This window comes from Streptomyces blattellae (assembly GCF_009709555.1).
Classification (GTDB): Bacteria; Actinomycetota; Actinomycetes; order Streptomycetales; family Streptomycetaceae; genus Streptomyces; species Streptomyces blattellae.
In genome coordinates this window covers 123885-136154 of record NZ_WJBG01000225.1, presented here as the reverse complement: position 1 = coordinate 136154, position 12270 = coordinate 123885, and the positions used below count along the sequence as shown (strand labels likewise).

The 12270-nt window shown below is 70.5% G+C and carries 11 protein-coding genes; 5 read left to right on the top strand and 6 right to left on the bottom strand.

Translation table 11 applies throughout. The annotated features are described in order from the left end of the window. Positions 1 to 25 precede the first annotated feature (25 nt). Both GFH49_RS32810 and GFH49_RS32805 read right to left on the bottom strand, forming a co-directional pair. Positions 26 to 775: an SDR family NAD(P)-dependent oxidoreductase gene (locus GFH49_RS32810; protein ID WP_155059685.1), complete on the bottom strand. Its 750-nt coding sequence runs from the start codon at positions 773 to 775 to the stop codon at positions 26 to 28. 50 nt (positions 776 to 825) lie between these two features. Beyond that, the gene (locus GFH49_RS32805; protein WP_155059684.1) at positions 826 to 1629 is read right to left on the bottom strand and encodes an SDR family NAD(P)-dependent oxidoreductase; all 804 of its coding nucleotides are present in this window, start codon (positions 1627 to 1629) and stop codon (positions 826 to 828) included. Positions 1630 to 1809: 180 nt separating this feature from the next. On the opposite strand from GFH49_RS32805, the gene GFH49_RS32800 reads away from it, so the two are divergent. Next, positions 1810 to 2541: a ferritin-like domain-containing protein gene (locus GFH49_RS32800; RefSeq protein ID WP_155059683.1), complete on the top strand. Its 732-nt coding sequence runs from the start codon at positions 1810 to 1812 to the stop codon at positions 2539 to 2541. A 126-nt stretch (positions 2542 to 2667) separates the two neighbouring features. Next, a complete protein-coding gene (locus GFH49_RS32795) occupies positions 2668 to 3888 on the top strand; it encodes a cysteine desulfurase-like protein (RefSeq protein WP_155059682.1) in 1221 nt (406 codons plus the stop codon). Positions 3889 to 3984: 96 nt separating this feature from the next. Here the strand turns inward: GFH49_RS32795 and GFH49_RS32790 are convergent, their stop codons facing one another. Then, the gene (locus tag GFH49_RS32790; RefSeq protein WP_155059681.1) at positions 3985 to 4275 is read right to left on the bottom strand and encodes a hypothetical protein; all 291 of its coding nucleotides are present in this window, start codon (positions 4273 to 4275) and stop codon (positions 3985 to 3987) included. Positions 4276 to 4618: 343 nt separating this feature from the next. Here GFH49_RS32790 and GFH49_RS32785 point away from each other — a divergent pair, with 343 nt between their 5' ends. Beyond that, entirely contained in the window at positions 4619 to 4870 is a 252-nt protein-coding gene (locus GFH49_RS32785; protein ID WP_155059680.1) for a hypothetical protein, read from the top strand. A gap of 276 nt (positions 4871 to 5146) precedes the next feature. Here GFH49_RS32785 and GFH49_RS32780 read toward each other — a convergent pair whose 3' ends face one another. Next, the gene (locus tag GFH49_RS32780) at positions 5147 to 6697 is read right to left on the bottom strand and encodes a DEAD/DEAH box helicase (RefSeq protein ID WP_155059679.1); all 1551 of its coding nucleotides are present in this window, start codon (positions 6695 to 6697) and stop codon (positions 5147 to 5149) included. A gap of 100 nt (positions 6698 to 6797) precedes the next feature. Continuing rightward, a complete protein-coding gene (locus GFH49_RS32775) occupies positions 6798 to 7001 on the bottom strand; it encodes a cold-shock protein (protein ID WP_155059678.1) in 204 nt (67 codons plus the stop codon). 293 nt (positions 7002 to 7294) lie between these two features. Here GFH49_RS32775 and GFH49_RS32770 point away from each other — a divergent pair, with 293 nt between their 5' ends. Continuing rightward, entirely contained in the window at positions 7295 to 9094 is a 1800-nt protein-coding gene (locus GFH49_RS32770; RefSeq protein ID WP_155059677.1) for a serine/threonine-protein kinase, read from the top strand. A gap of 234 nt (positions 9095 to 9328) precedes the next feature. Further along, positions 9329 to 10117, top strand: a complete 789-nt coding sequence (locus GFH49_RS32765; RefSeq protein ID WP_155059676.1) for an FHA domain-containing protein — start codon at positions 9329 to 9331, stop codon at positions 10115 to 10117. A 16-nt stretch (positions 10118 to 10133) separates the two neighbouring features. Here GFH49_RS32765 and GFH49_RS32760 read toward each other — a convergent pair whose 3' ends face one another. Further along, complete coding sequence (locus GFH49_RS32760; RefSeq protein WP_155059675.1) at positions 10134 to 12056, bottom strand: serine/threonine-protein kinase; 1923 nt, start codon at positions 12054 to 12056, stop codon at positions 10134 to 10136. Positions 12057 to 12270 lie beyond the last annotated feature (214 nt).

Below are 12270 nucleotides of genomic sequence, written 5' to 3'. Positions count from 1 at the left end.
CCGCGCCCCTTCGGAAGCGGCCGGCTCAGCGCGCCGTCCAGCCTCCGTCGACGTACAGCTCGGACCCGGTCATGAAGCTCGCGTCGTCAGAGGCGAGGAACGCAACCGTCGCCGCCACCTCCTCGGGCGTGCCGAGCCGGCCCAGCGGTGTTCCCTCGACCATCGCGGTCAACCGGGGCGTGTCCCGCCAGAGTTCACGGGAACGGGGCGTCTCGATGAAACCGGGGTGCAGGGAGTTCACCCGTACGCCGCGCTTCGCCCAATGCAGCGCGGCGTTCTTCGTCATCAGGCGTACGGCACCCTTGGCCGCGTGGTAGGAGAACTGGGCGCCGAAGCCGCCCACCGTGCCGAAGATCGACGCGACGTTGACGATCGAGCCCCCGCCGGAGCGCTCGATGGCCGGGCCGCCGTACTTCATGCCGAGCCACACTCCGGTCTGGGTCACGCCGAGGACCTGGTCCCAGGAGTCCATGGTCTCGGTCTCGACGGTGTGCATCGTGGCGATACCGGCGTTGTTGACCAGCACGGACAGACCGCCCAGCGCGGCGGTCGCCGCCGTGACGGCCTCGCGCCACCCCGACTCGTCCGACACGTCCAGGGCCAGCCCCAGAGCGCCGCCCCCGACCTCCTCGGCGAGTTTCTCGCAGCGATCGCCGTCGAGGTCGGTCACCACGACCGCCGCGCCCTCGGCCGCGAGCCGGCGTACCACGGCGTCGCCGATGCCTCCGGTGGCGCCGGTCACCAGCGCCGTCTTCCCAGCCAGCCTTGCCTGCATGGATTCCTCACTTCTCGCTGTCGGTGGCCGTCACCGCCGTTCCGCGCCCCTCAGTCCCTCCGGCCGAGCCAGGCGAGCGCGCCGCCGTCGATCACGTACGACGACCCCGTGATGAACCCCGCGTCGTCGGAGGCCAGGAAGCACGCCAGCCTGGCGACCTCCTCCGGACGCCCGAGCCGCTCCACCAACTGAGGTGCGGTCAGTTCACGTTCCATGGCGTCACGGTCCGCGGCGGCGGCGAAGTGACCCTGGGCGAGCGGGGTGTCGACGACGCCGGGGCAGAGGCAGTTGCAGCGCACCGGAGCCAGGTCGACGGCGGTGACCTTGGTCAGATGGATGACACCGGCCTTGGTGACGCCGTACGCGGGGGCGTCGGGAAAACCGGTGAGGCCGGAGACGGAGGCGGTGTTGACGATGGCGGGCCCACGAGTCGAGCGGCGCAGATGGGGCGCGGCGAACTTGGTCGTCAGCCACACCGCCTTGAGGTTGACCTCGTAGACCGCGTCCCAGACCTCCTCGGGCAGCGCGTCGACCCCGCGCTCCGGTTCGGCCGTGAACGCGGTCTCGATCACACCCGCGTTGTTGACCAGGACGTCGAGTCCGTCGAAACGCTGGGCCGTGTGCGCCACCATGGCGGCGACACCGTCCCGCACACGCAGATCGCAGACGATCGCCTCGGCCCGCGCACCGGCGGCGCGCACCAGCTCCGCGGTCTCGGCGGCGGTCTTCCCGTTCAGGTCGGCGACGGCCACGGCGGAGGCGCCCGTGCGGGCCATCTCCACCGCGATCGCCTGCCCGATGCCCTGCCCCGCGCCGGTGACGAGCACGGTCTTGCCGTCCAAGGAACCCAGCATGAGTCTGCTCCCGACCGCTGTCGCGTACGGCACCTGAACTTACTTCACTTCAGTGAGTCTAGAGTCAGAGAACGAGGGCGACAAGACTCAGCTCCCCGGACCTGTGGGGAACGGTTCGGTGTTCGCAGGCGTCGTCCCTCTCCGGGGCACGGTGGCCGTGTCCGGGAGAGGAGTGACCGGGTGCGCACGGACGGATTCGCCAAGTGGACGCAGCGGTTCGAGGACGAGCGGGAGCGTCGGGACGCCGAGGGGGACCCGGACTGGGGGCGCGGAGCGACCCTGCATCCGGCGGTTGCGGCGAGCATTCAGCGCTTCCAGGTCGGCGAGGACGGCGACGGCGCCAACCTCGTCGGCAAGGCGGACCAGGCCGGCGACGCCGACTACGCGCGGGCGGTCCGGCTCTTCGTCGCCGAGGAACAGAACCACGCCCGCCTGCTCGCCCGGCTGCTGGCCGCGGGGAGCGTGCCGACGCTGAGCGGCCACTGGAGCGACACGGCATTCGTACGCTTGCGGCGGCTCATGGGCCTGCGCATGGAACTGCTGGTGCTGATGATCGCGGAAGTGGTGGCGCTGCGTTATTACCGTGCCCTGCGCGATGGCGCCGATGACCCGCTCACTTCGGATGTGGCGGGACGGATCCTCACCGACGAGCAGCGCCACGTGCCCTTCCACTGCGAGCGACTGCACGCCTCCCTGGCCGAACTGCCCCGCCTGACACGCCGCCCGGTGCTGGCCCTCTGGCGACTGCTCCTCCTCGTGGTCTGCCTCGTCGTCGCCGCCGACCACGGCTCGGCACTGCGCCGGCTCGGCATCGGCCGCCTGCGCTTCGTCGCCGACGTCATGGCATCGGCCGACGCCGTGGTCGCCGCGGTGCTGGCACCCCGTCCTGACGCGTGGTCGAACGCGGGTTGACACCCGGGCCGTTCTTCGGGGAGCGGCCGTTCACGCTGTCGGCGTCGTGAACTACCGTCGTCTTCGCCTCGACCATGGCATGGCCGGCCGAACCCCGGCCGCGGCCGAGCAGCGACAGGAGCTTCCGTGACGTACGACGTAGCCGCTCTCCGTGCGCAGTTCCCAGCCCTGAGCGCCGGGATCGCGTACTTCGACGGACCCGGCGGCACCCAGACACCCCGGCCGGTCATCCAGGCCGTCGCCGACGCGCTGGCGCAGCCGCTGTCGAACCGGGGCCGGACCACGCCCGGGGAGCGCAACGCCGAGGCCATCGTCGCCGAGAGCCGCCGGGCCATGGCGGACCTGCTGGGCGCGGAACCGGCCGGGATCGTCTTCGGCCGCAGCGCCACCCAGCTCGTCTACGACGTCTCCCGCACCCTCGCCAAAACCTGGTCGCCCGGCGACGAGGTGATCGTCACCCGCCTCGACCACGACTCCAACATCCGCCCCTGGATCCAGGCCGCCGAGCAGGCAGGCGCCACCGTCCGATGGGCCGACTTCGACCCCGCGACCGGCGAGCTGGGCGTCGAGGACATCCGCGCCGTGCTCTGCGAGCGGACCCGGCTCGTCGCGGTCACCGCCGCCTCCAACCTGATCGGCACCCGGCCCCCGATCGCCGCGATATCCCGTGCGGTGCACGAGACCGGGGCGCTCCTCCACGTCGACGGAGTGCATTACACCGCCCACTCCCTGGTCGACGTCGGGCAACTCGGTGCCGACTTCTTCGTCTGCTCCCCCTACAAGTTCCTCGGCCCGCACCACGGCGTCCTCGCCGCCCGGCCCGAACTGCTGGAGAGCCTGCACCCGGACAAGCTGCTGCCCTCGACGGACGCCGTCCCGGAACGTTTCGAACTCGGCACACTGCCCTACGAGTTCCTCGCGGGCACCCGTGCCGCGGTCGACTTCCTCGCCGGCCTCGACACCGCCGCCACCGGCACCCGCCGCCGGCGGCTGGTCTCCGCGTCCGCTGCGCTGGAGGAGCACGAGAACGTCCTGCGCGCGCAGATCGACAAAGGACTGTCCGCCCTGGAGCAGGTCACCGTGCACTCCCGCGCCGCCGACCGCACCCCCACCCTGCTGCTCACCTTCGACGACCACGACCCGGCCGACGCGTACGACTTCCTGGCGCAACGCGGTGTCCAGGCACCCGCCGGCTCCTTCTACGCCCTCGAAGCGTCCCGCAGACTCGGCCTCGGAGACACCGGCGGCCTCCGCGTCGGCCTGGCGCCCTACAACAGCACCGAGGACGTCGACCGGCTCCTGGAAGGCCTGTCGGACTTCCTGCGGCTCCGGGGCAGGGTGCGGTGACGGCCTCCCTGACATGGGAGATCCCGGCGCCGGGCCCTGCGGCTCGGTGCCGGGATCTGCGTCCTGCTCTCGGCCGACTGCGCGACCGTAAGGTGCTCAGAACGCGCTGTTGCTGCAGCCCATGTCCGAACCCAGGTGGGTGCCCTGGCCACCCGAGTTGCCCTCGCCGTTGAGACCCTGGCCCAGCAGGCCGTTGAGGATCCCGACCTGGCCGAGGATGTCGAGGTTCAGGTCGTGCGACTTGCACTCGGTGCTCTGCAGGACGCTGTAGTTTCCGCCCTTGCCGCCGTGACCGTCGCCGCCGTTGGCGCTGGCGGTGCCGGCGCCCAGGAGCCCGACGCTGCTGAGAGCGGCGACCAGGACGGCAGCCTTGTGAAGCTTGCGCATGTCATCTCCGGTGAGTGAGGTGGGTGCGATCCGTGAAAGATCGACTTCGTACCGTGACCGAAGATTAGAAGGAAAAGTGATAGACGAGCCGGTGTGGCACGCCGGACTTGGTGATCTGGCGGCGAAAGCACCCTGACGCCGTAACGCATGCGCGTGGGCCTTCGGTCACGATCTCCTGACGGCTTGTCAGCTCGCGCCGATGGCGGCGATTCCCGTATGTCCCGCCCTGATTCGACACGGCGCGCGGAGCCTCCGGAGATCCAATACCGCTACGGCTCGTGTGCTTATCATCACATTACGTAATCAAGCGAGGGCGATTGCCCACGTAAGAAAGGGTCAAACCATGCGCAAGATTCAGCGTGTTGCGGTCGTGGCGGTAGCGATCGCGGGGCTGTCCGCCCTCGGTGCCGGCGTCAGCTTCGCAGGCGGCCACGAGAAGGAGAAGGACGCCACGGACATCACCGCGGTGGCCGTCTCGCAGTCCAACGCCGTCGCCTCCTGGGACGCGCCGAACGGTGGCAAGCACGGTGACAAGGGTGGCGACTCGCCTGAGTTCGGTATCGATCAGTACGCCGTTCCGCACATCTCCCGCTAAAGAGGCGCCGAGGGGCCGATGCGCAGGTTCCAGCGCGTTGCGGTCGTAGCCGTGACGGCCGCGGGGCGGGTGGCTTCGTACTCCGTCGCGTAGCGGCCCCCAAGTCGCAACAACCCCGTCAACTCCCCTTCGAACGGCAATCGCAGCCCGGACGCGCGACACCACCCCCACCAGGGTGCGCGCCCGGGCTGCAGCCGTGCTGGGGGGGCGCCCCGCCCGACTCGGTTGCGTTCGGCGGCGGTTCACAAAGCTCGGGCGAACGCCGGACTCAGGTGATCAACGGGCAGGGCGTTGCCTGTTGCCTCGGGGTGCCGAGGCTCGGCGGGGGGCGGCCTTGCCGGAGGCGGCACCGGTCGAGGCGGTGTCCGAGGCTCGGCGGTCCGGGGTGCGGCCGCCACCCGTGCCGGGGGTGACACCCGTCGCCGCTCCGGCCGCCCCGTTGCCGTTTCGGCGGCGGCGGTTGGAGCGCTTGCCGGGCTCGCCGACGGGCTTGCGCTTCGGGCGGACTGCCGGCGGTGCCGCCGGCTGGGGGACCTCGATGGTGACAGCGATGCCGGAAGGCTCACGGGCGCCGGTGATGGTGGACAGGTGGGGGTCGCTGGAGGTTATGCGGGCGGTACGGGGACGGATTCCCGCGTCGGACATGAGCCGGGTGACGTCCCGTTTCTGGTCGGGCAGGACCAGGGTGACCACGCTGCCGGAGCCGCCGGCGCGGGCCGTGCGGCCGCCGCGGTGAAGGTAGTCCTTGTGGTCGGTGGGGGGATCGACGTTCACGACGAGGTCGAGGTCGTCGATGTGGATGCCGCGGGCCGCGACGTTCGTGGCGACCAGCGCGGTGACCTGGCCGTTCTTGAACTGGTCGAGGGTGCGGTTGCGTTGCGGCTGAGACCGGCCGCCGTGCAGGGCCGCCGCGCGGACGCCGACCGCCAGGAGCCGCTTGGCGAGCCGGTCGGCGGACCGCTTGGTGTCGAGGAAGAGGATGACCCGGCCGTCCCGGGCCGCGATGCGCGTGGTGACCGCCTTCTTGTCGGTCTCGTCCAGGACGTGGAGGACGTGGTGCGTCATCGTCGTCACCGCTCCCGCGGACGGATCCACGGAGTGCACGACGGGATCGGTCAGGAACCGCTGCACCAGGCGGTCGATGTTGCGGTCCAGAGTGGCCGAGAAGAGCAGGCGCTGCCCGTCGGGCCGCACCTGCTGGATCAGCCTGGTGATCTGCGGCAGGAAGCCCATGTCGGTCATCTGGTCGGCTTCGTCGAGCACCGTGATGCGGACGCTGCCGAGCACGCAGTCCCCGCGTTCCACGAGGTCGTTGAGGCGGCCGGGGGTGGCCACGAGGACCTCGGCGCCGCGCCGGAGAGCCCCGGCCTGCTTGGTGATCGACAGTCCGCCGACCACGGTGGCCAGCCGGAGGTTCACCGCGGTCGCGTACGGAGTCAGTGCCTCCGTCACCTGCTGGGCGAGTTCGCGGGTCGGCACCAGCACGAGGGCGAGAGGTGCCCTGGGCTCCGCGCGCTGTCCGGCCGTGCGGGCCAGGAGCGCGAGCCCGAACGCGAGGGTCTTGCCGGAGCCGGTGCGTCCACGGCCCAGCAGGTCACGGCCGGCGAGCGAGTTGGGCAGCGTGGCGGCCTGGATGGGGAAAGGGGTGGTCACGCCTTGCGCGGTGAGGGTGTCCAGCAGTCCGGCGGGCATGTCCAGACCGGCGAATTCCTCGACGGCGGGAAGTGCGGGTGTGGTGTTTTCCGGCAGCCGGAATTCCCTGGGCGACGCCGCGGACGGTGGGGGTGACGACGAGCGCCGGTTGGGCTTCTGGGGCCTGCGGGGCATTGCGGATGCCTGCCTTCCTGGAAAACACACTGGAAACAGCACTCACCGGGGTCCGCACCATGACGGTGCGGACCCCGGTGAGCGGAAAAGCGTCCGGCGATCAGGCGGGGACGATGTTCTCCGCCTGCGGGCCCTTCTGGCCCTGCGTGACGTCGAAGTTGACCCGCTGGCCTTCCTGCAGCTCACGGAAGCCCTGGGTCGCGATGTTCGAGTAGTGGGCGAAGACGTCGGGGCCGCCGCCGTCCTGCTGAATGAAGCCGAAACCCTTTTCGGCGTTGAACCACTTCACAGTGCCCTGTGCCATGACTTTCTCCTTCTGTAGGCAGAGGCCCCATCCGGAGATGCCGGAAAACAAATAATGCGCCTGATGGATAAACATTCCCGTCAGGCGCACATAGGTTCATGGGTACCACAACTGCAACTCGGAAACCGTAGCACAACCCGCCGGTCGACGTTCACCCGCCCCCAACCCGCCCTGAGCAAGCGCCAGTCGACCGCGCCGGCGGCCGGGGATTCGGGAGGGCTCCCGGACGGACGGGATGAGCATGGCGGGGCGCTCTTTGACGTGGTGCGCGCACGGCCGAAGGGAGAACGCTGGTGGCAGGGGAGCGGGAGCAGGTCGTCGCCGGGCGGTACCGGTTGCGGCAGCGGCTGGGTTCCGGCGGCGGGGGGAGCGTGTGGCTGGCCGAGGACCAGGAACTGCGGGTGCAGGTCGCGGTCAAGGAGATCGACGTACCGCACACCTCGGAGGCTGCCCTCGACGACCCGGCCGGCCGGGGGCGCAAGGAGGCGCTGAAGGCGGCGCAGTTGCGCGAGCACCCGAACGTGATCACGGTGTACGACGTCGTGGAGGCCGACGACCGCCCGTGGATCGTGATGGAGTACCTGCCGGGGACGCGCGACCTGAGCGCCGTACTGAAGGAGCGCCATCCGCTGCCGAGCGACGAAGTGGCCCGGATCGGGGCCGCCGCACTCGACGCGCTCAGTGCCGGGCATCGGCTCGACATCATCCACCGCGACGTGAAGCCCTCCAACATCCTGCTGGCGCCGGACCATGCGGGCATCGCCGACCGCCGGGTGCTGCTCACGGACTACGGCATCTCGCTGCGGCTGCGCGAGACCCGGATCACCCAGAGCGGCATGGTCGTGGGCACGCCGGGCTATGTGGCTCCGGAGCGGCTGTCCGGCGGTGAGGCGACTGCCGCGTCCGACCTGTTCTCGCTCGGCGTCACGCTCTACGCCGCCGTCGAGGGCACCGCTCCGTTCGAGCGGGACACGCTCGACGCCACCCTCCTCGCCGCGCTGAACACCGACCCCGCCGTGCCGCAGCGGGCGAGCGAACCGCTCAGCCGCGTGATCATGGGCCTGCTGGCGAAGGACCCGGCGGACCGAATACCGGTTGCGGAGGCGGCCGAACTGCTTGCCGAAGCGGCAGCGACCGGAACGGGAACGGGAACGGGAACGGCGAGTGTGCCGCTGCCCGAGCCGTCCGGGACGGAGACTCAAGCGCCCCTCATCGCCACCTCCCGTCCGCCGGCCGGGCGCACCACCGTCCTGCTGGCGCTCGCCGCCGTGCTGATCGGCGCCGGAGGGTTCGGGCTGGGGGCCACGACGTTCGACGACGCGGGGGACACCGCGAAGACCCCCGACGTCAAGGCGAAGGCCGTCGCGACCCCCTCCCCGTCGGTCACCCGCGCCGCCTACCCGTACGGCGAGCAGGTGCGGTTGCGTGAGGAACTCACGGCGGGCCAGTGCGTCGACGCCGACTGGAAGGACGAGGATTTCCAGGGACGGCCCGAACTGGACCTTGTCGACTGCTATGACGACGACCCCCAGGGACAGGTCATCACCACGATCGCGACGGACGGCACCGAGAACGTACGGGACGAGTGCACCCGGCGCACCGCGGAGCTGCGCGGCACCATGGCCGATCCCGTGCTGTACGTCCTCACGCCCGAGCCCGGCCAGAGCGATCCCCCTGCCGCGGCCTGTCTGCTCTTCCTGAAGAACGCCACGATCGGCGGCCCGCTCGGCGAGTTCCGGAAGTTCGGCGACGAGGCGTACGTCACCCAGCTCGGCCCGGGTGACTGCATCAACTCCGAGGAGGACGAGGACGGCACGATCACCGACACCCTGGTGAGCTGCGACGAGCCGCACCACGAGCAGATCGTCGGCTGGGCCTGGGCCTCGGGCGACGGCTCGGCGGACAGCGTCGACTGGGGAGAGCTGTGCTATGAGAAGTACGGCGTCAACTGGGCCCGCGGCGAGGGGCACGAGATGCTGGGCTGGTACTCCACGGACGAGGAGTGGGAGGCCGGTTTCCGCTATGTGGTGTGCAGTGTCGCCCGGGAGGACGACAAGAAGCTCCCCGGCGGGACCCTGAAACCGGCCTACTGAAACCGGCGTACCGACCCGCCTGCCGTCGCGCACGTCGACGCGCACGCGCTCGTGGACGACGGTTCCGCTCCCTCCCCGGAACCGTCGTCCTGGGCGCCACATCCGGTGGAGCGCGGATGGGCACGCTCCTTTTGTACGAGGGCGTTTTGGGGAGGGGTCCCGTAGGTGGTGCCGGATCCTGGTAGCAGCGCCCGTACGCGTGTCGAGAAAGCACCCGATCCAAGGAGAACCGCGATGACTCTCTCCGCCAGCCTTGCGCGCGGAGTCGCGCCCGCCCAGCCCGGCACGCTGCATGTGCGCTCGGTCACCGGCGACCTCAGTGCCCCGCCCCGGCCGGGCCTGACGGTCGCCTTCGGCCGTGGCGAGAAGCCGGACGTGGACCTGGGCGTCGGCGTGGACGACCTGCGGGTGAGCCGCCGGCACGGCGAGCTGACGTACCGCCAGGGGCACTGGTGGCTGCGCAACATCGGACAGCAGCTCGTCCGGCTGCCCCGCGGCCGGATGATGCACTTCAGCACGGAGCCGATCCCGCTCACCACCGGTTACACGCCGCTGTTCGTCAAGGGCTCCGGCTACCGTGAGCACCTGGTCGAGCTGTATGTGGCGAGCCACGACGACGAAGGACCGGTGTCGCGGCGGCACGCCGAGACCGCGCGGCCGGAGACCTGGGCCCTGGACGACGACGAACGGCTGCTCCTGGTTGTGCTCGGCCAGCGGTACCTGCTCTACGAGGAGGATCCACGCCCCCTGACCTACGCGATGGCGGCCGAGCAGCTCGCGTATCTGCGCCCGGACGCACGCTGGAACGAGCGCAAGATCGAGTACCGCATCGAGGCCGTACGCCGCCGTCTGGACCGCACCGGCTTCAAGTACCCGCTGATGCACGACAAGTCGCAGGGCCGCCCCGCCGACAACAGCCTGCTGCAGAACCTGCTCAAGGGGCTGGTCGAGTCAACGACACTCGTACCGCCGGACCTGGACCTGATGGAGGACGAGGCGACCTGGCCCGACCCCATGCCCTGAGCCCGCCCCCCCCGTGTCATCGCGGGGGGAGTTCGGCGGCCGCGGAGCGGGCCAGGTCGGTGGCCATCCCGCAGAGTTCGTCCATGGACCGCTCGCCGCCGACGTCCAGGCGCACCATCTCGGCGAACATCTCGGCGCCCATGCCGCTGTACTGGCGGTACTCGACGAAGGCCGAACAGCTGTCGCCGTCGTCGTCCGGCTCGATGACGGTGCGGTAGCCGCTGAGCGTGATCTCCTCGCCGCCGTCCTCCGCGGACTTGGGCTGGTCACGGAAGAAGGCGATCTCCGTGTCCAGGTTGTCGACATCGCTCGTCCACTCGCAGCTCCAGTCCGCGACACCGGCGTCCGGTACCTCGCCCTGGAGGCCGGGAACGACGGACAGCGCCTTGGAGTCGAGCAGTTCGCAGGCGTTCTTCCAGGCCAGCGACTCGGGCCTGTAGCGGGGGTCCCGACGGGGTAAAGGGCCGTTGTTGAGGACGTTCGCCGCGCTCGTCGCCGCCTCGTTGGCGACCGTGCACAGTGTCGCGTTGCCGCCGGTCACGGACCCCTGGCCCATGTTGACGCGGACCCCGACCATGGTGTTCTCGGTATTGCCGTCGGACGTCAGGAGCAGATTGCATTCGTCGCTCTCGGCCTCCTCCTCCCGGATGTCGATCCTCCCGACGGTGCTGGAGGGCTTCGACGACTCGGGCGGCGAGCCCGGGAGCAGCTGGATCGACACATCGATCCGGGTGTCGGAATCGACGCTCACGAGGGTGTCGCAGCGGTCGAAGTTGCCGTAGTCCACGTCGACTTTGGCGGTGCCGAACTGGTCGAAAGCCTCGCGGTCGGCCAGAGCGCACACGTCGGCGGTTTGCGGATCGCCGATCAGGGCCGATGTCTTGGAGTTCGAGGCGTCTCCCGCCATCTGACTCGGGGCGGCCCCGTCGGAGCCGGTCCCGCCGTCCCCGTCGCCGGGGAGGGCGACGAGCCCCAGGGCCAGCACGGCACTCAGGCCGACGGCCGCTGCGAGCAGCCGGCGGCGCCGCTGGGAGCGCCGGGCCGTGTCCTGCAAGGTGTCCTGCGTGGTGTCCGCATCCGGTCCGGCGACGGCCTCCAGGAGCCGCTTGACCTCGACGGCGTCGGGGCGCTGCCGCGGGTCGCGCTGCAGCATGGCGGTGAGCACGGGATACAGCGGTCCCACGGCGTCGGCGTCCATCTCGACGACGCCCTGCTCGGCCTTCCAGTACCTCAGGCGGTCGGAGTCCTGGGAGTCCCCGGGCTCCCTGCGGCCACCGTCGTCCCGCTCGGTCTCGACACCGCGCGGCGGCGAACCGGTGATCAGCGCGTAGAGGGTGGTGCCCAGGCAGAACACATCCGAGGCCGGGCGAGGCACATTGCCCCGCGCCAGTTCGGGGGCGGCGTAGTCGGGAGTGAAGCTGAAGGGCCCATTGGCCGTGATGGTGTCGGTGCCGCCGACCCGGTACGCGGCGCCGAAGTCCAGCAGCTTCGCCGTACCGCGTCGGCTGAGGCCGATGTTGGCGGGCTTGACGTCGCAGTGGACGACGCCGGCGTCATGGAGCGCGGCGAGCGCGTCGGCGAGCTGGGCACCCATGCGGGCCGCACGCAGCGGAGAGACCGGGGGCAGTCGGTCCAGGCCGCCGCCGGGAACGTACTCCATGACGAACCAGTAGGTGTCCGCCCCCTCGCCGTCCGCCGGCACGGTCACGACATCGAACAGGGTCACGACGTGCGGATGGTCGCGGAACTTGGCCATGGCGCGCGGCTCGCCCAGCAGTCGTCGCACCGCCGTCTCGCGGTTCTCGTCGACCCGCTCCGGTTTCAGCGCGACATCCTGGCCCACCATCGAGTCGTGGGCCAGCCACACGTCCCCGCTCCGCCCCGCGCCGATGACCTCCCTCAGCACATAGCGACCGGCAAACTCGTCCCCGGAACGCACGGAAATTTCCCCCTCGTTCGAGTCCAGAACGCGTACGACCGTGACCGTGCGCGCACATCGAACTTACTGCGCCGGAGGGGCCGTACGCGGTGTCTACCCAGACCCTCCATCAGTCGCACGCAAGCGTAGACGCGAGGGAGGGGGAGGGCGGTGGGGTGGCTGGGGCTTTCGGCCATGGTCAACAAGTGCAGGGAGGTACTTCGGGACCCGTCCC